This is a genomic window from Streptomyces sp. 6-11-2 (assembly GCF_006540305.1).
Classification (GTDB): domain Bacteria; phylum Actinomycetota; class Actinomycetes; order Streptomycetales; family Streptomycetaceae; genus Streptomyces.
Genome location: NZ_BJOR01000001.1, coordinates 7,160,387 through 7,184,296, shown reverse-complemented (window position 1 = coordinate 7,184,296; position 23,910 = coordinate 7,160,387). Strand labels below are relative to the sequence as shown.

The window sequence follows — 23,910 nt, the reverse complement described above, 5'->3', positions numbered from 1 at the left end:
GGATCGTCTCCGGGCAGGGGCGCAGCGCCTGCCGGCCTACCGGTACCAGTACTTCACGCCCTTGTGCCGGGAGCACGTCCCCCGGAACGTCTTGCTGTACGAGTACGTGCCGTCCTTGCACTTCGCCGTCGCCCCGCGCGGGTGCTTGGCGTTGGCCTTGCAGACGCCGGTCGTGTGCCGGGCGCAACTGGCGGCCGCCGCATCGGTCGCCACCGCGATCGGCGCCACGAGCGCACCCGCCAACACGACCGCGGCCACCGCACCCCGGAATCTGGTCAGCATGAGCTCCCCCTTATCTGGTTCGGAGCAGCGAGCATGTCGTGGCAGGCGCCATCCCGGAGGCAGGCCCGGCCGGCGGTCACCAGGCCGTGACAGCCGTAGCCGGAACGTCACCAGCCGTTCGAGCCAGGCGAACGTACGACCGGAACCAGCATCAGCCCAGCCCGAGCGACTCCAACGCCGTCGTCCAATCCGTCGCGATGGCCCGCTGCGCCGCCGCGAGGGTCACCCGCCCTTGACGACCGCGGTGTGCAGCTTCGTCTCCACCGGAACCTTCAGATTGTTCACCCCCGAGCAGCTCCACTGAGCCTCAGACCAGACCGTCATCGCCCTGTGGTGTCACTTCGAGTGCGTGCCCGCGTGTCCTTCCAGGCCGGCGTATCGCATCGCCGGGCCCCCGGGTTGCCACGAGCATCACTCCGACCGGGTCGCTACAAGCGTCACTCCGACGAGGACCAACCAAAGGACGATCACTCCGACAGGGCCGGTCCATATCCCGAACAATCCGGCCGGAACAGCGCAGAGCACGGCAAGGCCTGGCTGTAGCGTGCGCCCGAGGCGTGCGGGCAGCCCCGTCGCGGCGTAGTGGGGAGCGCGCGCGACTGCGTGTCCTCCGGTGTAGACGGCGTAAAGGCCGATGGGGATCACGAACAGGACGGTGGCCGTCAAGAACACGGCCCCTCCTTCGGGGCTGTCGTTGGAATACTGCGTCACGCCGTCCTTGTGCACGGCGATCGCGTAGTCCCGCCACATGGTGACGGTGACCACGTCTCCGGCGCGCAGGCGCTCGAACAGCGGCTCGTAATGCTCCATGCTCACCTCCCGAGGCACACCGGGTCCGGTGAGGAGGAGTTCGCGCCGCGTGCTCTTGGACTCTCTCCGGACCTGCGTGCCGCGCACGGTGGCCTGGACGGAGCGCAGGCAGTCCTCGGTGACAGCCGCGCCACAGGGACGGGCAGCCTGGTAGGCGCGCTCCTCGGCCATGCCGTCGGGCACCGCAGTCAGAGCGACGCCGGCGGAGAGGAGCACAACGACGCCGAACAGTAGGGCGACGGCTCCCCAGCAGAAGTGCCAGAGGGTCCACCGCCGCAGAGCAGACGGGGAAGTACGTCGGTCATCGGGCTGGTGCGGCATGCCAGGCCCTCAGCCGCACGCGGGAGCAGACCGTGAACATCTCCAAAGCGGCCCACGATGAACGCTGGAGCTGCATGTTTACCCCTGTGGCATCAGTGATCAATGTGATGCATTCATGACCACTCGCCTCGTTAAAGGGTTGTGCGAGTCTGCGCGGTTTCCGTCCCGCGTGGCTGTAAGGGGCCCCGCCAGACAGCAGCCGTCTGACATCAGCGGCTGACATCAACCGTGGCGCGCTGGAGCTCGGCGGCCACCCGACCAACCCGGCCAACCTCTGGCCCAAGCCCTACTACGGCTCCCCGACGGCGACCACCAAGGACGGCGTCGAGACCAAGCTGAAGAACGCCGTCTGCAAGGGAACGATCACCCTCGCGTCAGCGCGCAACGCCATCAAGACCAACTGGACCACCGCCCTCCAGGTGACCGGCATCGGCAAACCTCCGGCACCCACGGGACACAACCGGCACCCGCAGCGGCGCACGGTGCACGCGGCAGATCCGCAGCGCCCGCCCCACCATCCCGGGGCGGCGCTCGCACTTCCACGCAACTCCACCAGCGACAAACGAGAGTCACCGGAGCCCCGGGGCAACAGGTCAGATGTGGGGGCGGACAGTACCCATCTCGCCCATGAAACCTGCTGGTTCGCTGTCGGACCCGCGGATCATCTCGTGCATTTCCCAGGCGCCGGAGTCGTTCCTGAGGAATTCAGCGACCGTTGTCGCTCGCGCTGCTGCCACGCCCGAGAAATCATCGGCGAGCAGTTCCTGGTAGCCCTCGACGACCACCACTCCAGCATTGGACATGTCGCCGAAGGTGCGGGGATCCGGCTCCTGGTGGATGATCACGCCCACCACCACCCGTGAGTAGGCGCTGGACAAGCGGTCGAACTCAAGGGACATCACCTCGACGAACCCGAAGCCCATGCCGGTCTGGCTGTGCCGGTTCATGTTGATCGTGCCGTCTGGCGAGCGGCTGTCGTAGTGCACCACGTACACCGGCCCGCCGAACGGATCGTCTACGGCATAGGTCGCGGCGACGATGTCGAGGTGGCGGGGCGACTCCCCCCACGGACTCGGGTCCCATTTCAGCCGTACTTCGACCTTCCCCAGCCCGCTGCTGACAGACCCCACCGGTCGTCCCCTCCCACATGCTGCCCGTGCGGAATCTCCACACGCCCTCAAGCATGTCCCGTGACCTGCACTTTGATGCCGCCTTAACGCTACCGGCTCGCAGCGGGCCGGGCGGCAGCCGACCGACCACTGCCCGCCGTTCCCGCTACTGCGCGGCCGGCAGCCGCCTGCGGGCAGCACGAAGCCCCGCCGCCACTCGACTGCGGCGGGGCTTCACTGTGCGGGCGTCAACCTGCGCTACTGGTCCACAGCGCCTCGGAACCGGACTCGCCGCAGGCGTCACACTTGCCAGCACAAGACAGACGAGCACCGCAAATGGCGCAGCAGGGTAGACAGAACGCATAACGGCCCCTCACAGTCAGCAGAAAGTCGAGCAGATGCTGCCCGGACCGGATCGACACCCCACCGCGGAGGCCGGGCGCACAGATGCACAGACACCGGAGAATCACCGAGATACCCCGGCGACTTTGCCCCGCCCCGGCGCCCCACGGGCCGGCCTCAGCGACCGCTTCAACCGGACTGACCGAGGAGGACGTATGCGAGGCAAAGGAAAGGCCACGGACACAGCGGACTCCCGCTACCCGCGGCGTGTGCTGACATGGCTGATAGTGGCGGTGGCGCTGCTGGCCGGCCTGATGGCGACAACCTCATCCGCCATGGCAACCGACCTGCCATACGGGCCGTACACCTGCGCCGCGGGCTACACGTGGCGGGATGCGTACGCGGGCGACCAAGTCTGCGTGACGCCGGCGATCCGCACCCAGACCGCGACGGAAAACTCCCTGGGCCCCCTGCGCCGGGAGCCGAACGGCGGCATTTACGGCCCGGACACCTGCAGGCCGGGCTTCGTCTGGCGTGCAACGCGGCCCTCGGACCACGTGTGCGTGCCGCCGGACAGTCGCGACCAGGCCAGCAGCGACAACGCCAACGCCGTTCTGCGGCTGGCTGATCCGGGTGCGACGCCGCGCGGTGGGGTGTCCGTCACCACCGAGTTGTCCCCGACCGGCGGTGGCCTGTTCGCCACTGGCAGCGGGCTCACGCCCTATGGCATGGTGCGGTTCTACAGTGCCGGGACCAGCGGGCCGGTCTCGCTGGGCCGACTGACAGCCGATGCCACCGGCACCCTGCAGGGATGGCAGAAGGTTGCGGCCCTCCATTGCGGCAGCGGACCGTATCCCGCCACCATCGTGGTCCTTGACCAGGGCACGGGCCTCGTCACCACCGCCGGCACCACCGACGCATTCCACCCCTGCTACTGAGCTACGCCGCGCCCGTCGGGACCAAAGCTGCAGCGGGGCAGAGGCCCCCGGAGACCCGAGCGCCCGCCCCACACCGGGGCGGACGACGGTGCGTCAAAATCCGCCGCCACCAATGCCACCCACTCCGTACCATCCCCATGCATGACCCTCAAAGACAGCCCCGCACGGGAACGTGACCCCTTCCTCGAAGCAGTCGGCCGTGTCACCGTCGCAGGCGCTCAGCTCGACGCGAGCCTCCACCATCTCCTCGGCGCCATCGCCCACGAACCGACGCTGCTCATGGACGCGAACGGGGCCAGCACAGATAGGCTCCTCCAGCTCTGCCGCTTGACCTTGACCGTGGGCATCGTCGCCCCTGAGGATGCCACCGAGATTGAGGCGTGCCTCAAAGGCGCGGACAATATCCGGATCCGGCGTAACGCCATCGTCCACTCCATCTACATGAAGGCCGAGTCCGGCGAGGGCATGGAAGCCTTGAAGCCCGTCAGGAAATCCCTCGGGTACAACGCCAAACCCATCACCGTTGAGGAGATGGAGGCCCTGGCCGACGAGGTCACAGTGCTGCGCAGTGACCTGTTCCGCGTGGGCTGGAACGCGGGAGCCGGCAAGCAGCCCGGCATGGGACTCATCCCGGGGAGTGTCATGAATCAGGTGTGATCTTCCCCGAAGGAGTCACCTGATGAGTACGACGACGGATCACCGGATCGAGACCCTGGGCAGCGTGTCGCTTGCCGTGGCCGACGGCAGTGTCCAGGGTGCCGACGTGAAGTCGATGCCGGTGTCGCCGAACGGTCTGTCCAGCGAACTGCTGGAGGAGCTGGCCGCGCTCGCGGCCGAGAAGGTCCGCGGGGAGGGGCTGAGACTGATGGGCGAGGGCGGGCTGCTGCCCGAACTGGCCCAGCATCTGATGCAGGCCGCCCTGGAGGCCGAGATGGACGAGCACCTGGCCGCCGAGGCCGGCCGGGTCGGCGGGCGCGGATCTCGCTCGGGCGGCAACATGCGCAACGGCTACCGGGCCAAGAAGGTGATGACGGAGGTCGGCGCCGTGACGGTGCAGGTCCCCAGGGACCGGCTGGGTACCTTCCGGCCCCGGATGCTGCCCGTGTACGCCCGCCGCACCGGCGCGCTGGACGACCTGGTGATCTCGCTGACCGCGAAAGGCCTGACCTCGGGCGAGATTGTCTCCCACCTCGCCCAGACGTACGGAATGACGACCACGAAGGAGACCATCTCCACGATCACCGACAAGGCCCTGGAATCGATGGCGGAATGGCGCACCCGCCCCCTCGATCCGGTCTACCCGGTCGTCTTCATCGACGCCGTGCACGTCAAGATCAGGGACGGTCACGTCGCCAACCGGCCCATCTACGTGGCCATCGCGGTCACCACCGACGGCTACCGCGAGATCCTCGGCCTATGGGCCGGGAACGGAGGGGAAGGCGCCAAGTACTGGCAGACCGTCCTGACCGAAATCAAGAACAGAGGCGTCCGGGACGTGCTCATGCTGGTCTGCGACGGACTGAGCGCCCTGCCCGACGCGGTGAACACCGTCTGGCCCCAGACCGTCGTGCAGACCTGCGTGGTCCACCTCATCCGCGCCAGCCTGCGCTATGCCTCCCGCCGCGACTGGGCCGACGTCGCCCGCGACCTCAAGCCCGTCTACACCGCCGTCAACGAGGAAGAGGCCCGTGCACGGCTGGCCGACTTCGACGCCACCTGGGGCAAGCGCTACCCGTCGATCGCGGGAACCTGGGAACGGGCCTGGAGCGAGTTCGTGCCCTTCCTCGGCCTGCCCGACGCGATCCGGCAGGTCGTCTACACCACCAACGCGATCGAGTCCCTCAATGCCCGCTACCGGCGGGCGGCCCAGGCCTGCGGGCACTTCCCCAACGAGCAGGCCGCCCTCAAACGCCTCTACCTTGCCACCATCGCCCTCGACCCCACCGGCCGCGGCCGCCAGCGCTGGAACAACCGCTGGAAGTCCGCTCTCAACGAGTTCGACGTCCTCTTCGACGGCCGGCTCACCGCCGGAAGAGTGTAGGCCGAACAGCCCACCGAACAACTCGTAGGCCAAACAGACGAATCACACCTAATTCCTGATAGACCCCCCGCCGACGGTTACTGACGTTGTAGGTGTGGTGTCGTCAGGGTGAGTCCGGTGCCGGCAAGGCATCCGTCGATGAGGTCGGGCTGGTACTGGGCCTGGCGCAGTCCCCGCCGGAGGGCGCGCATGAGATGGGCGGGGTCGGTGAAGGCGGTATTGGCCTGGCAGCGCCTGCGGAGCAGGGACCAGATGCCCTCGACCGGATTGAGGTGCGGCGCGTACGGAGGCAGGAAGTGGACGGTGACCCAGTCCTGGGCGTCGATGAACGCGCGTAAGCGGCGGTCGCGGTGGACGTTGAGATTGTCCCAGACCAGGACGATCGGCTTGCCGAGCTGCTGGTGGGCCCTGATGAGCAGGTTGCGGTAGTCGGTCCACGCGAAGCTGCGTCGCCCGCCCGCCTTGTGGTCCGGGTGGACCATGGGCCGGTAGATGAGCCGTGAGCGCTCGCCGGGTTTGTAGCAGGCCAGGGCCGCGATCGAGATCCGCCGCTGGGAGCGTCCCCTCACCGTGACGACCGGGGTGACGCCACGACGGGACCAGGTGCGGGCGGTCGGCGGCGTCATCGAGAAGCCGGCCTCGTCCTCGAAGACGAGGTAGGCGTCGAGCGCCGCCGCGGTGCTTCCACGTGCGGGAAGGTCTCCTTCACCCACCCGGCTACGGCCACGTCGTCCCGCTCGAGTGCTCGTCGGGCCGGGACCTGGTGGCTCCAGCCGTGGCGACGCAGCATCTGCGAGATGCCCGAGAGTGTGAACGACTTGTGCAACCGCCGCCCGATCAAGGTCTTGATCCGGGCCAGCGTCCAGGTCTGGTCCGGCCAGCCTTGCGCGACCGGGCCCTTGGCCAACTCCTGCTCCAGTACGGCGAACAGCTTCTCGCTCAGCCTGGGCAGCGACACTGGTCCCACCGACCGAAGACCGTCCGTGCCGGTGTTCTGCCAGGCCCGGCGCCACCGCTGAACCGAACGCACGCTCACCCGTAAGTCCTTGGCGACCTCCGCGTTGGAGGCCCCGGCGCCGAACCGTTCGGCGGCCTCCATCCGGATCCGCTCACGAAACGCCTGCCGTTCAGGCGTCAGCCCACCACCCTGCGGATACCTCATACAAACGGCATACCGCGACGATCACACCCCGTCAGCCCCCAACGACATCACGCTTCCAAAGTCAGTAGCAGTCGGCCCGCCGATCCCTATCCCTGGAATCGGCGGGCCGTTGTACCCCCAAGGTGTGCGCCCCGCGAGGGGCAACCCGACCGTACGCCGCGAGCCTGTGGGATGGGAAGACGACGATGCCCCCGCCTCGACGGAGACGGGGGCATCAGCGCGCATGAGCTACGGCCGCCACGACTCCTTGTAGCCGGGCCGGTCTGCGTACACCGCAGCGACCGTCCGCACGACGGGGCAGCTCACCCACTCAATCCCGCCTGCGCATCCGAGGCACGCCTGATCAGGCTCGTCGACGTAGCGGCGGTGGATGGCGAGCAGCTGCCGCTTGGCGTCGATCTCGCGCAGCGCACGCTCCGGATCCCACTCCGCCATGTGCTCGCCATAGCGCGGCAGGATGACTGACGCGATCTCATTCCCATTGCCAAGGTCCCGGATCTCCCGGACGCAGTGGTCGTACTCCCATGCCAGGAACACGGGGTGCGTAGCCCGCGCGATCCGCTCGTCCTCGTCGAGCTGGACGCGCAGCCACTCCGCCAGGTCATCCATCGTTATTCCTCCGGCTTCTTCTCGGCCTTCGGTCGTGTCGTGCCGGACCCTTTACCGCGAAACACCGCCTGGACCGTACTCGGTTTGATCTCAAGGCGCGCCGCGATCTGCCGGTATGACAGACCTGTCCCGCCGTCCCACAGTTCCCGGATCAGCTCATCGCGGTCCTGCGACCAGTCCTTATTGCGGTTGGCCTGCTCAGCCATGATCTTGCTCTGAGCTTTGATTCGCTCTTCACGATCCGCGATCTGTTCCACCGCGTTCAAGGCGTCCGTCACGCGGCGCACCTCCTCGTCGCTCATCCCGGCCCTTTCCTCCGGTGGGCCGCTTGCCATGGACTGTAGGGGACCCCTACAGTCGGGGCAAGCAGCCCGCGCTGCCCAACGAATAAGCCCCTGGCCCGGCGCTGGAACGCCATACGGGTCAGGGGCGCCCACCTTCAATCGCGACAAAGAGGCAGGCATACCCAACCGTACCGATCAGCCCTTACCGCAGCACACCCCGGCACTCCCCGAACCCTCATACGCCCGCCGGGTCCTCGACGTCATGGCCGACGAGGTCGAACGCGCCGGCAACCGGCGCGACCTCATCACCCACATCGCCCTCCGCCGCGCCTACACAGTCGCCGTGGCCGCCAAGCTGCACCAGCTGCCGACCCCGGTCGCCGACGAGGTGTCCGCGAAGGTCGCAGGCCTGCTGCCCGACCCGGCCGCCACCCTGCTCCGCAGCGAGTGCACCAGCCGCCTGCGTGAACTCACTGAGGCCGTGTGATGGCCCGCGAGATCAGCGCGCAGCAGCCGAACGAGATTGCATCCGCCCCGGCGACCGTGCAGGCCTGCGCCAGCGACCGGCGCACCCCCGCCGAGCGGGCCGTCGCGAACGGGGCCGCGAACAACCAGTCCGCCGGAGCGCGCATGGCCGCCTCGGACGCCGCGGCCGTCAAGACCTGGGGACGCTGATGGGCCGCCTCGAACGCCGCGCCGCCAAGGCCAACCCGTACGCCTCCAACCCGTCCACCAGCGACCGCGACAAGCAGGCCCGCCGCCAGGAGAAGGCCGACCGGCAGGCCGCGAGCCGACGCACCGGACACCAGACCGAGTTGCGCACCAACTGGCGCCCCCGCTGGCCCTGGTAGCCACCCGACCTGTCCGGCCCCGAACCCCTGCGGGGCCGGACACCCCGCTCTGATCAAGACAGGAACCCCCATGGCGCGCAAAGCCGAGGCATACATCGGCGCACGGTTCAGCAGGCTCACGGTCATCGGTGAACTGACCCACGGCACAGGCAAAACAACCAGCCTCCGCCTGGCAGTCCGCTGCGACTGCGGCACAGAGAAGACCATCCGGATCAGCACCCTTGGTACCTCGGCCAAGTCCTGTGGATGCCTCAACAGCGAAGCCGCATCAACCAGATCGCGTACGCACGGAATGCGGAACAGCGGCGAATACACGATCTGGACCAGCATGAAACAGCGCTGCCTTAACTCTGCACACCGGCACTACAAGGAGTACGGAGGCCGCGGCATCACCGTGTGCCCGCGCTGGCAGACCTCATTCGAGGCCTTCCTCGCCGACATGGGGCCACGCCCTTCGAAGAGCCACACTCTCGATCGCATCGACAACGACCGTGGCTACGAGCCCGGCAACGTGGCATGGCGCACCTACAAGGAACAGGCGGCAAATCGGCGCCCACAGCTCCGCGAGACCTGCGCCAAAGGGCACCCACGCACGCCCGAGAACGTGCACGTCCGCCCCGACGGGGGTCGCACTTGCCGCGTCTGCGACAGGGAACGGCCCCCGCGGCGACGTCCGCGTATGAACTCCACCGCGGCCCCCGATGCCGAGACCACGCTGCACGGCCGCTGAGGAGCCAGCTCGTGACCCGCCGCCGGCCCCGGACCGCCCACCGACTCGACCTCGGCAGCTGGCTCGGCCGGTGGGGGTTCACCGTCCTCGCCGTCCTCGCGCTCGCCAACGGCCTCCAACTGCCCTGCCTCGCCTGCACCGCCATCGCCATCTACGCCTGGAGGAACCGATGACCGCCACCCCCAACGGGCGGCGTCTCTCCCAGCCCATCCGCCTCGCCTGGGGCCTCGTCCTCGGCATGCTCCTCATCGCGGCCGCCTGGTCCCTCTCCGGCCAGCTCATGCGCTGGGGCATGAACAAGGGCCTCGCCATTGCCCTCAGCGTGATGTTCGACGCGGCCGGACTCATCTGCGCCACGTACGCCCGCCGCGCCGTCGAACGCGGCACCCCCGCCGGACTCGCCCGTCTCGCACTCGTCGCCTTCGTCGGCGTCTCCGGCATCCTCAACTGGAACCCTGGGAACGACCTCGGCGGCACACCCGCGGCCGCCGGATTCGCCTCCCTCTCCGCCGGCGTCGAGCTCCTCTTCGAACTGCACCGCCGCGACGTCCGCGACGAGCAGCGCGCAGCCCGCGGCCTGATCGCCGAGCGACTGCCCCACATCCCGTTCCTCGGCTGGATCATGTACCCGAGCCGCTCCTGGGCCACGCTGCGCCGCGCGGTCGGTGTCCGCCTCGACCTCCTCGACCCCGTCCAGACCGGACAACCCATCACCGGGCCGGACACGGACACGAGCCCGGACAGCCGCCACGCCGCAACTGTCCGTTCCGCTGTCCGCGCCGCCGCTTCCACCTTCCCGGACATGACCGCCGAGGAGATCGCCGACCACCTGTCCGCCACCCACATCGAGACGGACACGGACACCGTCCGGGCCATCCTGGACGAGGACACGGACATACGTCCGGACGCGAAGGACAGCAGGTCACAGCGTCCACGTGGTCGCCGCGTCCGGCCGATCGCGCCGCCCGGACAGACCATCGCGGACACCATCCGGACGGCCCTCGCCTCCGGGATCACCGACAAGCAGGCCGTCCTGTCCTACGTCCGGGACGTCCACGGACAGCAGGTGTCCGCCGACACCGTCCGACGGACACGTGACCGGATCGAGGAGCGGGCATCGTGACCGCGCCCGAGGCCGACGAGCGTCGTGTCCGGCACGAGCTCCTCAAGCTCGGCGTCGGCCCCGACGCACTCGCTGCGCCGGTCCTCCCACCGAAGCCGACCGTGCGTCCGCGGGACTGGCTCGACGACATCCTCGACAGCGGCACCGCGCCCGCGTCGAAGAAGCCGGCCAAGAAGCAGCGCGCGCTGGCCGGGCCGAAGGGGGAGAGCGAGGAGAGAAAGCCCGACTCGGAGACGGAGGAGAAGCCAGAGGAGGGGGAGCCGGATACTCCAGCCGATGGCCAGCCCCCCGCCTGGGATCCGGTAGCGGTCGCCGACCGGATCGTCCGCGGCTACCGCGAACGGCCCGCCACTGTCCGGCTCCGGGACGCCGCGGATGTCGCCTGGAAGTCGAAGGCCCGTCTCGGGCAGCTGGTGTTCACCGGGTCCGGGGTGTGGGCGGCCTGGCGTGTCGGGCTCACGCCGTGGCTGCTGCAGCACACCGCTGACGCCCCGATCGGCATCCCCGTCCTGATCCTCGGGGTCGGCTGGCTGGTCAACCGGCGCTGCGACGCCGGGCCCCTGCTCATCTCCTGGATCAGCCGGGCCGTCTACACCGCGACCGTGATCAACCTCGTGCTCCACCCCTGAATAGGACCACCCTCACCATGCTGGAGATCGGCCTCCAAGGCCTCGCATTCGCCCTCACCCTGATCACGATCGCCGCGCTGAAGAAGGGCGGGAAGTCGTTCCCGAGCCCCCTGGCCTTCGCGGTCGGCATCGTCCTCGCCTACGTGTACGCCCGAGCGGGCCAGCCGTGGTCGATCCTGTCCGTGAAAGCCCACGACATGACCGGCCGCATCGGAGACCACTTCGGTGCCGTTCCCGCCGCCGTAGCGCTGGGGCTCGCCGGCTGGTGGCACTACACCCGGCCGGGCGCCAAGGGGTCGGTGCTGCAGGGCTTCTTGATGACCAGCGCTGCACTGGCCGCGAACGGCTTGCTGACCCAGGTGACTTCGATGATCGGCTCGCTCGTGCAGGTCGTGGCGGGCTGATGAGCACCGAGGAGATGACACAGCCGCATCCGGCCGAGCAGGCCGGGGTGCTGGTCGGCCGTGCCTATGCCGCGGCCGTTGCTGCGCTGGCAACGTCGATCCGGAAACCGGCCGCGCCGACCTGGCACTGGCGTGCCGCACATCGTGCTGGGGCGGTCGTACGGGATGTTGCGGGCCGCGGCGCCGAGGTAGTGGAGGTGCGGGCTCGTACCGCGCCGCGGCGGCTCGTAGCGGGCCTCAAGCGGCTGTGGCATGCGGCCAGGAAGGCGCAGTGGAAGACGATCGGCACCCGGGTCGGGGCCGGCGGGTTTCTGGGCTGGTGGGGGTGGTCTTGGGCTACCGAGGCGGGTGTTCCGCTCAGGCCCGTGCTGTGGGCGGCTACGGGGGCTGGGCTCGTCGTCGCCTACGCGGCCGGTTCGGAGCCCGCCAAACGGCCGGTGACGCGCCGGGAGAAGGCCCGCCAACGCGCCGCCATCCGCGCCCAGCACGCAGCTGTCCGGGCCTTCGTGGGCGCCGTCCACCGCATGCTCCACGACCGGTCGGGCCTGCACCTGGCCGACCTCGCCGACCAGATCACCGCCCGCTCCAAAGCCCACGGCCGGCCCCTCGACTGCACCGTCGCCAGCCTCCGCGCCCTCCTCGAACCCCTCGGCGTACCCATCCGCGACCAGCTCGTCATCGACGGCACCAACCGGCCCGGCATCCACGCCGGCGACTGGCGGGTCTGGCACGTCCGCCACCACCCCACCACCACCCCGGCCGAGCCCCCACGCGAGGAGCCCCCCGCCACCCCCACGCGTGAGGGGGCCCTCCCCCACGCCGAGAGCCCGGACGAGACCGATCCCCTAGGCGACACAAAACCGCAGGCCAGCGATAGTGGCCTAGAAATCTCGGGCCAAGATCTCGACCAAGACGACCCCCCGGGGGAGGAGCCACCGCTCTCCTACACCGCCGAGCAGCTCCGCCTCCTCGAGCACACCCGCACCGCCATCGGGACCGCCCGCGGCGCGCACCTCCGCGACATCCCCGCCGTCGCCCAGGCCGCCGGCGACTACCCCGACTGGAGCGTCACCCGCCTCCGCCGCGCCCTCGACGAACTCGGGGTCCAGGTCGAGGACAAGCTCTGGCTGAACGGCGGCAACACCCGCGGCGTCCTCGCCACCAGCCTCCCGCCCCTCCCCGCCCTCGACCAGGAGACGTCCTGATGCCGCACCGCTACACCTGCCCCGACTGCAACGCCGCCGGCGCCGTCCACGCCAGCCGCCGCGGCGCCGAGAAGGACCAGAAGGACCACCGCAAGACCGTGCACGGCGGCATGTCACCCCCGTCCGGAGACCGCATCGGGTACGCCCCGCCGTCCAGTCGAGGCCCGCTGATCGTGATCGGCGTGTTCATGCTGCTGATCCTCGTCCGCCAGCTGACCGGTGTGGCGCCGGACGACGTCGCCCGCTGGCTCGGACTCATCTGACCCACTGCCGAAGGAGTCCTCCCATGCCCAAGTACACGTACCAGTCCGCACCTGGCCTGCGGATCCGCACCACGAACTTCGCTGGCTCCGCCCAGGAGTTCGCGGAGGCGCTCGCCGAGGACTGTCGCGCTGATCACGGGGTTGAGCCGAACGTGCGCGTCTGGCTCGGCGACGGGTCGGTCACCGAACCACCCGCCGCAACCGCCTGCTGAACCGATGCAGGAGTTCGTGATGAGAGAAGCCCAGTTGGGCGGCCGACTGTTCCCAGGTGATCCCGGCTGCCCCGGTCCCATCCCAGCCGACGCCGCACGGCTGTAGGGGCAAGACGGGCTGCCAGGCGTCGCGCGGCGGCTGGGGCCGGCGGGAGAAGAAGCCCATTCCCGGCACGCCGAAGAAGCGACCCGGCCCCGCAGCCCCCGGGCAGTTGATCACGATCAGGTGAATAACACCGGATGAACGCAACCACACATCTCCTTCACGAGTCACACACCAGCAAGCCACAACGCAAGTCCCAGGGGGGACCATGAACCAGCAGTACCCGCCCCAGCCCCAGCAGCCCGGCTACGGCGAGCCCCAGCAGCCCGGCAGCAACGGCCTGGCCACCACCGCACTCGTCCTCGGCATCATCGCCGTCGTAGTCAGCTTCGTCCCCGTCCTCAACGTCGTCGTCTGGCCGCTCGCGATCCTTGGCATCATCTTCGGCGCCATCGGCCTGTCCAAGGCGGGCAAGGTCCACAAGGGGAAGGGTGCTGGCATCACCGGCCTCGTCACGTCGGCCGTAGCGATCATCATGTTCTTCGCCATGAACGCCCTGTTCTTCTCCGCTGTCGACAAGGCCAGTGAGGAGCTGGACAAGTCGTATGACTCCGCCACCGTCGGCGACGGTAAGTCCAAGACCGGCGGCGCCAAGGAGTCCGAGGTCATGAAGGACTTCAAGGTCACTAAGTGCGACGTGGTCACCGGCGACTTCGACATCAAGGAGATGGCCATCCACGTCGACTACGCGAACAACGGCGACCGCCGATACTCGTACTTCGTTGAGGGCGAGGTCCTGGCCGACGGCAAGAAGGTCGACGACTTCATGTCAACCGCCGAGAACCTCGCCCCGGGCCAGAAGTTCACCGACAAGAACGCTGGTGCGCTGGTGAACGCGGACGAGATCAAGGACGCCAAGAAGCTCGAGTGTAAAGCCATCAAGGCGTCCCGAACCGCCTTCTGATTGCTGACGTCGTGCGACGCTGACGACCACCCCCAGGCCCCGCCGCGCAATCCCCCGTCGCAGCGGGGCCGCCGCATTGCCGGCGCCCGCTCCCTGGCCGCGGTCGGCGAGTGGATCGCTGATGCTCCGCGGTGGGCACTGCGCGCCTGCGGCTTCGCGCCCGATCCGCTGACCGGCGCTGTGCCGGTGCCGCACCCAGCCACCGTTCGGCGCCTGCTCGCCCGGCTCGATGGCGATGTGCTGGATGAGACGATCGGCGCCTTCCTTGCGGCCCGCGCCAGGCGGCCGGAGGACACTGTCGGCAAGCGCCCAGTGCTGCGGGCGATCGCAGTGGACGGCAAGACGCTGCGCGGCTCACGCCACGCAGCCCAGGCGGCGGTGGTGCTGCTGGCGGCGATGGAGCACGCCGGCAGCGTGCTCGCCCAGCGGCAGGTCGCCGACAAGAGCAACGAGATCCCCGCCTTCGCCCCACTGCTCGACACCGTGGACCTGACCGGCAGCGTGATCACCGCCGACGCCCTGCACACCCAGCACGACCACGGAACCTACCTGCGCGCACGCGACGCCCACTACGTGGCGATCGTCAAGAAGAACCACCCCGGCCTCTATGACCGACTGCGCCGCCTGCCCTGGCGTGAGATCACGCTCGACCACTACGACCGCGCCCGCGCCCGCGCCCGCGCCCGCATGGAGATCCGACGGTTGAAGACAGCCGCATTCGCGCACCTGGACTATCCAGACGCCCGCCAGGCCCTGCAAGTCGTGCGCTGGCGCCGTGAGCTGGGCAGCGGCAAGCTCACCATTGAGCGTGTCTACCTGATCACCAGCCTGCCGCCGGGCGCGGCCACCGGGGAGCAACTGGCCTCCTGGATCAGGGGGCACTGGGGCATCGAGAACCTTCTGCACCATGTTCGTGACCGGACCTTCCGCGAGGACGACTCCAAGGTCCGCACCGCCCAACTGCCCCGCACCATGGCCAGCCTACGCAACCTCGCCATCGGTCTCCACCGCCAGGACGGCCACACCAACATCGCCGCCGCCCTCCGCCACGCCGCCCGCGACTACGGACGCCCCCTGACCGCGCTCGGCCTCACCGGATGAAAAGGATCAATCGGCTTCATGCAAGGGTCTATCAGGAATTAGGTGTGATTCGTCTGTTTGGCCTACGAGTTGTTCGGTGGGCTGTTCGGCCTACACTCTTCCGGCGGTGAGCCGGCCGTCGAAGAGGACGTCGAACTCGTTGAGAGCGGACTTCCAGCGGTTGTTCCAGCGCTGGCGGCCGCGGCCGGTGGGGTCGAGGGCGATGGTGGCAAGGTAGAGGCGTTTGAGGGCGGCCTGCTCGTTGGGGAAGTGCCCGCAGGCCTGGGCCGCCCGCCGGTAGCGGGCATTGAGGGACTCGATCGCGTTGGTGGTGTAGACGACCTGCCGGATCGCGTCGGGCAGGCCGAGGAAGGGCACGAACTCGCTCCAGGCCCGTTCCCAGGTTCCCGCGATCGACGGGTAGCGCTTGCCCCAGGTGGCGTCGAAGTCGGCCAGCCGTGCACGGGCCTCTTCCTCGTTGACGGCGGTGTAGACGGGCTTGAGGTCGCGGGCGACGTCGGCCCAGTCGCGGCGGGAGGCATAGCGCAGGCTGGCGCGGATGAGGTGGACCACGCAGGTCTGCACGACGGTCTGGGGCCAGACGGTGTTCACCGCGTCGGGCAGGGCGCTCAGTCCGTCGCAGACCAGCATGAGCACGTCCCGGACGCCTCTGTTCTTGATTTCGGTCAGGACGGTCTGCCAGTACTTGGCGCCTTCCCCTCCGTTCCCGGCCCATAGGCCGAGGATCTCGCGGTAGCCGTCGGTGGTGACCGCGATGGCCACGTAGATGGGCCGGTTGGCGACGTGACCGTCCCTGATCTTGACGTGCACGGCGTCGATGAAGACGACCGGGTAGACCGGATCGAGGGGGCGGGTGCGCCATTCCGCCATCGATTCCAGGGCCTTGTCGGTGATCGTGGAGATGGTCTCCTTCGTGGTCGTCATTCCGTACGTCTGGGCGAGGTGGGAGACAATCTCGCCCGAGGTCAGGCCTTTCGCGGTCAGCGAGATCACCAGGTCGTCCAGCGCGCCGGTGCGGCGGGCGTACACGGGCAGCATCCGGGGCCGGAAGGTACCCAGCCGGTCCCTGGGGACCTGCACCGTCACGGCGCCGACCTCCGTCATCACCTTCTTGGCCCGGTAGCCGTTGCGCATGTTGCCGCCCGAGCGAGATCCGCGCCCGCCGACCCGGCCGGCCTCGGCGGCCAGGTGCTCGTCCATCTCGGCCTCCAGGGCGGCCTGCATCAGATGCTGGGCCAGTTCGGGCAGCAGCCCGCCCTCGCCCATCAGTCTCAGCCCCTCCCCGCGGACCTTCTCGGCCGCGAGCGCGGCCAGCTCCTCCAGCAGTTCGCTGGACAGACCGTTCGGCGACACCGGCATCGACTTCACGTCGGCACCCTGGACACTGCCGTCGGCCACGGCAAGCGACACGCTGCCCAGGGTCTCGATCCGGTGATCCGTCGTCGTACTCATCAGGTGACTCCTTCGGGGAAGATCACACCTGATTCATGACACTCCCTCATGCAATGACCCTGGGAGTCGCCGAAAAATAACTTCTCGATCTTGATGGGTTACGGGGGTGTGAGGTCGTGTCCGGCGATGGCGGCGAGTTGTTCGGCCGTGGTCACGGTGAGAGGGCCGGTGGGCACGGTTTCCCCCAGCGCGGTAAGGACTGAGGCGGCGTCCCGGATGGTGGAGCCGATCCTTGTCTTGGTCAGGCCGGTCGTTTCGGCGAGTAGTGCGTGGGTCATGGACCAGCGCTTTTTGAGGAGGAGGACGACGATGTGGTCGGCGGCGGACAGGCGTCGGCCGCCTGCGCCGGGACCGCCGTCGGGGCGTTTGCCGGGAAGCAGGATCGGGGGGTGTTCGGCGAGGTAGCCGCGGTAGCGGGTGACGAGGTCGTCGAAAGCCGGGGTTTCCAGGCCGGTGAGGCTGGGGTGCCGGAGCCAGGCAGGGGTCTTGTCCCCAGGTGGGAACCGGCCGAAGGACGGGTCGCGGGGCGGCGGCGGAGCCGGTGGGGCGAGGGGTTCGGGACGCAGCGTGTAGTTCCAGGTGCCGTGCCACTCGTGGGGGGTGAGCGGGAGGCGCTCCATGACCTCGTCGGGGACGGTGACGCCGGTGGGGTACTGGCCGGGGTCGAGCTCGGCGTGGACAGTGAGGCCCGTGCTCGTGGTGACCGCGCCGATGGTGTTGACGACGACCTCATGGCTGGTCAGCGGGCGTCCGCGCCAGTTCGTGCTGATGCGTGAGAAGAGCCGGTGCTCTATTTTGTTCCACTTCGACGTGCCCGGAGGGAAGTGGCAGACCGTTACGGTCAGGCCCGCCGAGAGGGCGAAGTCCGCGAGTTCCTTCTTCCACGCTTTCACCCGGTAGCCGTTCGAGCCGCCGGCGTCGGCGGTGATCAGCAGACGGGTCGCGTGCGGGTATCGGTGCCGGCCTTCGCCGTCCCACCAGCGTCGGAGCGTGGCCACCGCGAACGCGGAGGTGTCGCCGTCGCAGCCCACCGACACCCAGCCGGTGTCCGCGGACAGGTCGTAGATTCCGTACGGGACTGCCTTCTGCGCGTTCTTCTCGGGGTAGTCGTGGGCCCGCACCCTCACCGGCTCACCGCTGCGATGCCACTCCCGCCCGATAACCGCGTAGTCGCCCAGTACTTCCTTCTTCTTGGCGTCCACGCTGATCACCGGCTCACCGGCTCCGGTGAACTCCTGGACCTGGCCGTTGATGTAATGGAACTGGGCGTCCCGGTCCGGATGACGGGCTCCCTCGGTCGTCCGGCTGGTGCCCTGCAGGGAGAAGCCCTCCTCCTTCAGCAGGGCCGCAACCGTGTCGGACCCCACCCGGAATCCCTGGGCGGTCAACTCACCCGCCAGCTTCCGTGTCGACTTCGTCGTCCACAGCAGCGGCGACTCCGGATCACCCCGCTGGTCGGGTTCCACCAGCGCCAGCAGGGCCGGCAACAGACCGGGGTGCTTCTCGCGCAGACGTCTCCGGCCCCCGCCCTCCCGCCTCACCCGGCCCGAGGGCCCCGGCCCGCCGACCAGTTCCGCCACCCCGCGCGAGACCGTCTCCTCCGACACCCGGGCAGCACGAGCGACCAATCGGACACCGCCATACCCCAGAGCCCGCGCGTCCGCTCCCAGCACCAGCCGGCGCCGTCGTTCGTCCAGATGCGGCAACAACCGGGCGAACTTCTCCGCCAGCACCGCCTCGATCCCCTCCACCACAGCAGCACCCTAAGGCCCCAACAGCCCTACAAGACACCGAAGTTATTTTTCGGCGACTCCCTGTCTCCCAAGCCCCTCCCCTCCGAGGGGCTTTCTCTATGCCCTGGAGGCACCTCATGACCAGCACTTGCCGAGGCGTCGACGTCTCCGCCTACCAGGCCGGACAGGACTGGACCAAGCACGCGAAGGATGGCGTCGTCTTCGCGTTCGCCAAGGCGTCGGAGGGACAGAAGTCTCACGACGGCAAGTTCGCGACCCACATCAAGGGCATCCAAGCGGCCGGGCTCGTCCCGGGCGCGTACCACTTCGGGTGGCCGAACCAGGACGCCGCAGTGGAGGCCGCGAACTACATCGCCGCCGTCAAGCCCTACGCCGGGCCCGGCTTCCTGCACTGGCTCGACCTCGAGCGCTACAGCGACGGCCGCAACTATCGTGGGCGCACTGCGGCGCAGATCAAGGCGTACGCGGCCGCGTGGATCGCTGCGGTGCAGAAAGCATTCCCCGGGCAGCGCGTCGGCGTCTACACCAGCGCGGACGACATCTCCTACGGTCACGTGCCGGCGGATGTGCCGCTCTGGTACCCGGCGTATCCGTGGGGTGCGGCCGCGTACACGAAGGCCGAGGCGGCGACCCGGCCGGCGCCCAGCGGACGCTCGCCGCTGTTCTGGCAGTTCACGTCGACCCCGCTCGACCGGTCCATCTGCTACATGTCCGCCGCCGACCTGCGCGCGTGGGCGCAGGGCACCGCGACGACCTCCACTCCGCCGTTCCCCGGCCGGGACAAGTTCGTCCTCGGCGCGCACAACGACTTCGCGCTCCAGCTGCAGAAGTGGCTCGACAAGGGCAACTGGGGGCCCGCCTACAAGGTCGGCCCGTCCCGGACCATGACCGCCCTCGACCTGCAGAAGGTCGCCGCGCTGCAGCGGCACTACCTGTCCGCACTCGGGCCCGCCGACGGCCTGACCGGCCCCAAGACCTGGCAGTACGCCTACGAGGTCGCCAACGGCCTCCGCCGCAAGTAGCCCTGTCCCATCGACTCAACCCGGAGTTCTTCATGCCTCTCACGAATGCCGAGCTGTGGGCTGCGGCCCTCGGCTACGTCCTGCCGCCCGTGATCGCGATCGTGGCGCAGCCGCGGTGGACCGGTGCGGTCAAGGGCCTGCTCATGCTTGCCGTCGCGGTCGCTGTCGGTCTGGGCACCGCCTACTTCAACGGCGACTTCTCCGGCAAGCCGATCGTCACCTGCATGCTCGCCGCTGCGATCGCGATCGGCATCGCCTACCACACCGTGTGGCGGCCGTCCGGGATCGCGCCCGGGATCGAGCGGGCCACCTCAACGGGTGGCGGCAGGCACGCGGCGGTCGAGCCCGGCGCGTAACCCCGAGTGGAAAGGAAGGCGCGCGTGGGCGAGCTGATCGGGGCCGGTTGGGCAACGGTGGGCACCACCGGCCTCCTCGGGCTGGCCGTCCTGCTCGTGCTCACGGGCAAGCTCGTCCCGCGGCGGCTCTACCTCGACATGAGGCAGGAGCGTGACACCTGGCGCCAGGCTCACACGGAATCCGAGAAGGCCCGGCAGGTGGCCCAGCAGCAGGTTGGTGAGCTGCTGGAGCTCTCACGCACTGCGGGCCACATCCTGACGTCACTTCCCCGGCCGGACGGTCAGGGGGTGAGCTCGGGTGCGGAGGTGGATGGGGCGTCTACGCCAGGCGGTGTCTCGTAAGCGGAAGCCGACCCGCGGGCAGCAGGCCGCGGCGTCGGCTCTGGAGCGGGCGCAGCACGATCGGCTGTGGGGGGAGGCGCGGGGGCCGGCCGTGCAGGCGGCGGCAGATCTCCTGCGGGGGGTGCAGCAGCGCAATCACCTCGGGGAGTTGATCCGCGCGACGTATGAGGGGAGGCGCCCGTTGTGACGCTGACGTGGTCGATGATCGTGAATGCGGGGGCGTCGGGGCTGATCGTGGTCGTCGCGGGTGTTTTCCTGGTGACGTACGCACGGATCCGCCCGTGGCGGACGACTGCGATGGGCTGGTATCTGATCTGTTTCGTGGCCACGATCCTCGGTCTGGGCGCGTACACGGTGACGATCACTCTGGTGGGGATCCACTCGCCTGCCGCTCCGTTCCTGCGTGTGGCGCGGGTGATCCTGTTGCTGGTGATCAGCGGTCTGCTGGTGTTGGCGACGCGGACGGTGCGCCGGGCGCAGCGGCCGATCGCTCCGCCGCCACCGCCGGAGGATGCCGAGTAGGCGCCTGCCCGTGTGAAGGGAGTTCGGATGCGTGCAGTTGAGCGGCCTCCGCGGCCAGCGAGGACCGTGAAGGAGGCGACGGCTGCTGCTGGTAGGTCCGCTCGGCCGTCTCTGGAGCGGCCGCAGTGGGAGGGCCTGTTCCGGGAGCCGGACTGGCCGCCGGACGACGAGCCTGAGTGAGACTCGTTGCGCCCCCGTTTCTCTGCCTGCGGGCGTGGAGGCGGGGGCGTTCTTTCGTGGGTCTATCCCCAGGTGGTGTCGTCGTTCATGGTCCCTCCCTCGGCTCGGGTGCGGACACGCTACGCGGGACACGGCGGTCCTGCCTGTGGCACACTGTGCCCTACGCCCACCTCGCATCCCCCGTCGAGGTGGGCGCTGTCGTGTCACCGATGCCAGGGTCGGTCCGGCTGGCTGTCGTCGAGTCGCGGGTCGCGCTGCACTGACGCGCGTCGCCCGCTGGCGACTGTGCCCGCGCCGAGGATGAAGGCCATGAGAAGGTCGAACGGGTCGCCACGCCGCACGAGGCTGCTGACTGCCCCGAGCGTGAGACAGGCGAGAAGGATGGCCAACGCGAGCCAGACGTACTTCACGATCCCCCCAGAGGTGTGCACGGTGGCCGCCAAGGTAGCGGTTGAGGGAGTGCCGCGGGGCGGGTTCCGGCTGCTCGACCGTCAGGCCTGGACATAGGGGAGGTGGCCGGGCTTTACGGGCACGATTTCCACGCTGGTGCAGCCGGCGACCTCGAGATCGGTCTTGCGGTGCCCGGCGCTGGCCTCGTCGTAGGCGACGGCGGAGGCCCGCGGCTTGCCGTCGGGGGTGGTCCAGGTGAGCGCGTAGTTCTGCATCATGCCAACATCATGGCGGGTGGCACTGACAACGCCCCGCTCCGCGCCGCGGCGTACGCTGATGCTGCTCGGGGTCTGCTGCGGAGACACCTCAGGCGCCTAACTCGTCAAGCCGAGCGGCTGTGGGCGTCTGGGGAATCGAACACTGTCGGCTCGTTGTCTTGGCTTGCGTGCGTATCTCCGGTCGCGCAAGAGTGCGGTTGACGCGGAGCTCGGGGCTCATGGCGACGGGACGGGGGACCAGACAGGTGTGCAGGATGGATGTGGCCGCCAAGGATGCGGCGATCGCTCGGTTCCTCTACGAGTATCCGCAGGCAGCTGATGCCAGCCGTGAGCATCCTGCCCTCCACGGGTGTGAAGAGGTCCGCTGGTCGGAGTTTCCCGGGTGTCCTGCCGCGCTCCCGGTCCTGCTGTACGGCCTTCTCGATCAGGCCGCTGCGGCCGAGGCCCAGCGTGTGCTCACCAACACCATGTTCAGCATCGCCGAGATGAACCCGGCCATGCCGGAGGTCCTACCGTTTCTGCTTCGTCTCGCAGGCGACCCGCAGGTTCCCGAGCGGTCCGGACTGCTGGATCGTCTGGTCACAGTCGCCGACTACTCCGAGCCGATCGATTCTGGCAACGAGGCCATGGCCCTGTGGTTCGGCAGCGACAGCGATCATCCCGAGCGCGAGCGGTGCAGGGCCGTGTTCGCGCAACACGCGAGTGTGGTGGCGATGCTGCCAGAGGGCCTGATCAACCCGGACAGCCGGAAGAAGCTTCGGCGGGCCGCCGGACTTCTGTGAGATTCCCGCGTTCAGGCCACCCGTGCGACCGCAGAAGCTGGGGCGGGGAAGGCCACGGCTTCGTCGAAGCGGCGGCCGTGCTGGAGACAGTGGTAGAGCTGGCCGAGCATGCGATTGAAGAGGTTCCTTTGGGCGGCTGCGTGCCAGTCCCCGTGCTCGTCTCGGCGCCTGCGGTAGTGGGCCTTGGCGCCGGGTGAGGCGGTGAGGGAGGCGAAGGCCCAGAGGTAGCCGGCGTGGTTGAGGCGGTTGTTCTTCACCCACCTGCGGGTGACAGTTGACTTCTTGCCGGAGGCCCTGGTGATGGGAGAGGCGCCGGCGTATGACTTCAGACCGCGGGCGTCCGTGAAGCGGGTCTTGTCGTCTCCGATCTCGGCGAGCATCCGGGCTCCGAGCTGGACGCCGAGGCCGGGGAAGCTGAGGATGATCTCAGCGTCCGGGTGTTGGGGGAAGGCCTCTTCGACCGCCTCGGCGAGGTCGTCGGCGGCGGTGCAGGCGGCCTCCAGCTGGACCAGGAGGGCGAGCATTTGCTTGCCCAGTGCGTCCTCGACCAGCGGCGGCTGGTGCGCGTAGTCGTCGCGGAAGACGGCACGGAGTCGCTCAGCTTCGACCGTGATGCTGCGCTTGCGGCCGGCCCGCTTGAGCGCGGCTTCCAGCTGCGTGCGGGTCAGCCGCGCCGCCCGAGCCGGCGTCGGGGCCACCTTCAGAAGCTCCCGGGCCTCCGGCCGACACAGGCCGTTGCGCCAGGGCTCGAAGGCCGCCAGGGCGGCTGGGTAGTACTCACGCAGCAGCGAACGGAGCTGGTTGGACAACTGCTGGCGGTTCCAGAGTGCATCCTGCTGAGCACGGGCGAGGACGGTGACAGCCCGGCCGAGGTCGCTGTCGTTGGGCAGTGGCCGGTGGGCGTGCATGTCGGTCCGGAGGATGTTCGCGAGCACCAGGGCGTCGCCGGGGTCGGACTTCTTCCGTGAAACCGAATGCCGGTCACGGTAACGGGCGGCCGCCATCGGATTGATCGCGAACACCTGCCGCTTGCCGGTCCGCAGCACGGCGACTAGCAGGCCTCGGGAAGTTTCGATCGCGACCGGGATCGGGTTCTCCTGGCTGTCGCCGTACTCGACCAACAGGTCCAGAAGCATCTTGTAACCCGCGGCATCGTCGGTGATGTGCCGCTTGGCCAGTAACTGGCCGCTGTCGTCGACCAGGGCGACGTCGTGTGTACGCTCGGCCCAGTCGATGCCGCAGTAGATCAAGATGCCCTCCTTGTAGCTCACGGTTTAGCCTGGTCACGAGCACATGCGGGCCACGCGTCGACCTAATCCCAGGACTCAGCGCGATGGCTGGTCCGCCACCTCAGCAGCCGTTCGTGGCACCAGCTCGTCGCACGGGCCTCGGTCTGGCAGGGAGCTCTG

The 23,910-nt window shown here is 68.9% G+C and carries 32 protein-coding genes; 21 read left to right on the top strand and 11 right to left on the bottom strand.

Going from position 1 to position 23,910, the window contains the following annotated elements:
- Positions 1-36 precede the first annotated feature (36 nt).
- The 3 genes from TNCT6_RS32250 to TNCT6_RS32240 form a co-directional block, all read right to left on the bottom strand.
- The gene (locus TNCT6_RS32250; RefSeq protein WP_141364677.1) at positions 37-282 is read right to left on the bottom strand and encodes a DUF3761 domain-containing protein; all 246 of its coding nucleotides are present in this window, start codon (positions 280-282) and stop codon (positions 37-39) included.
- Positions 283-693: 411 nt separating this feature from the next.
- Positions 694-1,263: a hypothetical protein gene (locus tag TNCT6_RS32245; protein WP_141364675.1), complete on the bottom strand. Its 570-nt coding sequence runs from the start codon at positions 1,261-1,263 to the stop codon at positions 694-696.
- A 743-nt stretch (positions 1,264-2,006) separates the two neighbouring features.
- On the bottom strand, positions 2,007-2,543 hold the full coding sequence (locus tag TNCT6_RS32240) for a TerD family protein (protein ID WP_141364673.1): 537 nt from the start codon (positions 2,541-2,543) through the stop codon (positions 2,007-2,009).
- A 590-nt stretch (positions 2,544-3,133) separates the two neighbouring features.
- On the opposite strand from TNCT6_RS32240, the gene TNCT6_RS40505 reads away from it, so the two are divergent.
- The 3 genes from TNCT6_RS40505 (at position 3,134) to TNCT6_RS32225 (ending at position 5,843) form a co-directional block, all read left to right on the top strand.
- On the top strand, positions 3,134-3,802 hold the full coding sequence (locus tag TNCT6_RS40505) for a hypothetical protein (protein WP_216372815.1): 669 nt from the start codon (positions 3,134-3,136) through the stop codon (positions 3,800-3,802).
- A gap of 141 nt (positions 3,803-3,943) precedes the next feature.
- A complete protein-coding gene (locus tag TNCT6_RS32230) occupies positions 3,944-4,459 on the top strand; it encodes a hypothetical protein (RefSeq protein WP_141364671.1) in 516 nt (171 codons plus the stop codon).
- A 115-nt stretch (positions 4,460-4,574) separates the two neighbouring features.
- Positions 4,575-5,843, top strand: a complete 1,269-nt coding sequence (locus TNCT6_RS32225; RefSeq protein WP_141366885.1) for an IS256 family transposase — start codon at positions 4,575-4,577, stop codon at positions 5,841-5,843.
- Positions 5,844-5,920: 77 nt separating this feature from the next.
- On the opposite strand, the gene TNCT6_RS32220 is transcribed toward TNCT6_RS32225, so the two are convergent.
- The 4 genes from TNCT6_RS32220 to TNCT6_RS32205 all read right to left on the bottom strand — a co-directional run bounded on the left by TNCT6_RS32220 (position 5,921) and on the right by TNCT6_RS32205 (position 7,916).
- Positions 5,921-6,469, bottom strand: coding sequence for a transposase (locus TNCT6_RS32220; RefSeq protein WP_253266415.1), 549 nt, complete (start codon positions 6,467-6,469; stop codon positions 5,921-5,923).
- Complete coding sequence (locus tag TNCT6_RS32215; protein WP_141360300.1) at positions 6,466-7,005, bottom strand: winged helix-turn-helix domain-containing protein; 540 nt, start codon at positions 7,003-7,005, stop codon at positions 6,466-6,468. Before TNCT6_RS32215 ends, TNCT6_RS32220 begins: the two co-directional genes overlap by 4 nt.
- 228 nt (positions 7,006-7,233) lie before the next feature.
- On the bottom strand, positions 7,234-7,614 hold the full coding sequence (locus TNCT6_RS32210) for a DUF6221 family protein (protein WP_141364669.1): 381 nt from the start codon (positions 7,612-7,614) through the stop codon (positions 7,234-7,236).
- A gap of 2 nt (positions 7,615-7,616) precedes the next feature.
- The gene (locus tag TNCT6_RS32205; protein ID WP_141364667.1) at positions 7,617-7,916 is read right to left on the bottom strand and encodes a hypothetical protein; all 300 of its coding nucleotides are present in this window, start codon (positions 7,914-7,916) and stop codon (positions 7,617-7,619) included.
- A 244-nt stretch (positions 7,917-8,160) separates the two neighbouring features.
- On the opposite strand from TNCT6_RS32205, the gene TNCT6_RS32200 reads away from it, so the two are divergent.
- From TNCT6_RS32200 to TNCT6_RS32150, 13 genes are all read left to right on the top strand, one after another.
- Entirely contained in the window at positions 8,161-8,385 is a 225-nt protein-coding gene (locus TNCT6_RS32200) for a hypothetical protein (RefSeq protein ID WP_141364665.1), read from the top strand.
- Entirely contained in the window at positions 8,385-8,573 is a 189-nt protein-coding gene (locus TNCT6_RS32195) for a hypothetical protein (RefSeq protein WP_141364663.1), read from the top strand. The genes TNCT6_RS32200 and TNCT6_RS32195 overlap by 1 nt, the downstream gene beginning before the upstream one ends.
- Positions 8,573-8,749: a hypothetical protein gene (locus TNCT6_RS40185; RefSeq protein WP_172633123.1), complete on the top strand. Its 177-nt coding sequence runs from the start codon at positions 8,573-8,575 to the stop codon at positions 8,747-8,749. Before TNCT6_RS32195 ends, TNCT6_RS40185 begins: the two co-directional genes overlap by 1 nt.
- 70 nt (positions 8,750-8,819) lie before the next feature.
- Positions 8,820-9,479: a hypothetical protein gene (locus TNCT6_RS32190; protein WP_141364661.1), complete on the top strand. Its 660-nt coding sequence runs from the start codon at positions 8,820-8,822 to the stop codon at positions 9,477-9,479.
- Between the two features lie 11 nt (positions 9,480-9,490).
- On the top strand, positions 9,491-9,652 hold the full coding sequence (locus TNCT6_RS40180) for a hypothetical protein (RefSeq protein WP_172633122.1): 162 nt from the start codon (positions 9,491-9,493) through the stop codon (positions 9,650-9,652).
- The gene (locus tag TNCT6_RS32185; RefSeq protein WP_141364659.1) at positions 9,649-10,602 is read left to right on the top strand and encodes a DUF2637 domain-containing protein; all 954 of its coding nucleotides are present in this window, start codon (positions 9,649-9,651) and stop codon (positions 10,600-10,602) included. The genes TNCT6_RS40180 and TNCT6_RS32185 overlap by 4 nt, the downstream gene beginning before the upstream one ends.
- On the top strand, positions 10,599-11,231 hold the full coding sequence (locus TNCT6_RS32180) for a hypothetical protein (RefSeq protein ID WP_141364657.1): 633 nt from the start codon (positions 10,599-10,601) through the stop codon (positions 11,229-11,231). The genes TNCT6_RS32185 and TNCT6_RS32180 overlap by 4 nt, the downstream gene beginning before the upstream one ends.
- Before the next feature lie 17 nt (positions 11,232-11,248).
- On the top strand, positions 11,249-11,635 hold the full coding sequence (locus TNCT6_RS32175) for a hypothetical protein (RefSeq protein WP_141364655.1): 387 nt from the start codon (positions 11,249-11,251) through the stop codon (positions 11,633-11,635).
- Complete coding sequence (locus tag TNCT6_RS32170; RefSeq protein ID WP_141364653.1) at positions 11,635-12,840, top strand: hypothetical protein; 1,206 nt, start codon at positions 11,635-11,637, stop codon at positions 12,838-12,840. Before TNCT6_RS32175 ends, TNCT6_RS32170 begins: the two co-directional genes overlap by 1 nt.
- Entirely contained in the window at positions 12,840-13,103 is a 264-nt protein-coding gene (locus tag TNCT6_RS32165) for a hypothetical protein (protein ID WP_141364651.1), read from the top strand. The genes TNCT6_RS32170 and TNCT6_RS32165 overlap by 1 nt, the downstream gene beginning before the upstream one ends.
- 23 nt (positions 13,104-13,126) lie before the next feature.
- Positions 13,127-13,315 carry a hypothetical protein gene (locus TNCT6_RS32160; protein ID WP_141364649.1) on the top strand — a complete coding sequence of 63 codons (189 nt, stop codon included), beginning with the start codon at positions 13,127-13,129 and terminating at the stop codon, positions 13,313-13,315.
- 311 nt (positions 13,316-13,626) lie between these two features.
- Positions 13,627-14,322, top strand: coding sequence for a DUF4190 domain-containing protein (locus TNCT6_RS32155; protein WP_141364647.1), 696 nt, complete (start codon positions 13,627-13,629; stop codon positions 14,320-14,322).
- Positions 14,323-15,423, top strand: coding sequence for an ISAs1 family transposase (locus TNCT6_RS32150; protein ID WP_253266299.1), 1,101 nt, complete (start codon positions 14,323-14,325; stop codon positions 15,421-15,423).
- Positions 15,424-15,513: 90 nt separating this feature from the next.
- Here the strand turns inward: TNCT6_RS32150 and TNCT6_RS32145 are convergent, their stop codons facing one another.
- Entirely contained in the window at positions 15,514-16,782 is a 1,269-nt protein-coding gene (locus TNCT6_RS32145) for an IS256 family transposase (RefSeq protein ID WP_141366885.1), read from the bottom strand.
- A 191-nt stretch (positions 16,783-16,973) separates the two neighbouring features.
- A complete protein-coding gene (locus TNCT6_RS32140) occupies positions 16,974-18,608 on the bottom strand; it encodes an ISAzo13 family transposase (protein ID WP_141366922.1) in 1,635 nt (544 codons plus the stop codon).
- Between the two features lie 137 nt (positions 18,609-18,745).
- Between TNCT6_RS32140 and TNCT6_RS32135 the strand changes: the two genes are divergently transcribed.
- The 4 genes from TNCT6_RS32135 (at position 18,746) to TNCT6_RS32120 (ending at position 20,871) form a co-directional block, all read left to right on the top strand.
- A complete protein-coding gene (locus TNCT6_RS32135) occupies positions 18,746-19,651 on the top strand; it encodes a GH25 family lysozyme (RefSeq protein ID WP_141364646.1) in 906 nt (301 codons plus the stop codon).
- Positions 19,652-19,683: 32 nt separating this feature from the next.
- Positions 19,684-20,007: a hypothetical protein gene (locus TNCT6_RS32130; RefSeq protein WP_141364644.1), complete on the top strand. Its 324-nt coding sequence runs from the start codon at positions 19,684-19,686 to the stop codon at positions 20,005-20,007.
- Between the two features lie 24 nt (positions 20,008-20,031).
- Positions 20,032-20,349, top strand: a complete 318-nt coding sequence (locus tag TNCT6_RS32125; protein WP_141364642.1) for a hypothetical protein — start codon at positions 20,032-20,034, stop codon at positions 20,347-20,349.
- 183 nt (positions 20,350-20,532) lie between these two features.
- Positions 20,533-20,871 (top strand): hypothetical protein, encoded by a 339-nt coding sequence (locus TNCT6_RS32120; protein ID WP_253266261.1) that lies wholly within the window; start codon positions 20,533-20,535, stop codon positions 20,869-20,871.
- 671 nt (positions 20,872-21,542) lie between these two features.
- On the opposite strand, the gene TNCT6_RS40175 is transcribed toward TNCT6_RS32120, so the two are convergent.
- On the bottom strand, positions 21,543-21,719 hold the full coding sequence (locus TNCT6_RS40175) for a hypothetical protein (protein ID WP_172632748.1): 177 nt from the start codon (positions 21,717-21,719) through the stop codon (positions 21,543-21,545).
- Positions 21,720-21,973: 254 nt separating this feature from the next.
- Here TNCT6_RS40175 and TNCT6_RS32115 point away from each other — a divergent pair, with 254 nt between their 5' ends.
- Positions 21,974-22,501, top strand: a complete 528-nt coding sequence (locus TNCT6_RS32115) for a hypothetical protein (RefSeq protein WP_141364640.1) — start codon at positions 21,974-21,976, stop codon at positions 22,499-22,501.
- A gap of 11 nt (positions 22,502-22,512) precedes the next feature.
- Here the strand turns inward: TNCT6_RS32115 and TNCT6_RS32110 are convergent, their stop codons facing one another.
- Entirely contained in the window at positions 22,513-23,751 is a 1,239-nt protein-coding gene (locus tag TNCT6_RS32110) for an IS110 family transposase (protein WP_141366996.1), read from the bottom strand.
- Positions 23,752-23,910 lie beyond the last annotated feature (159 nt).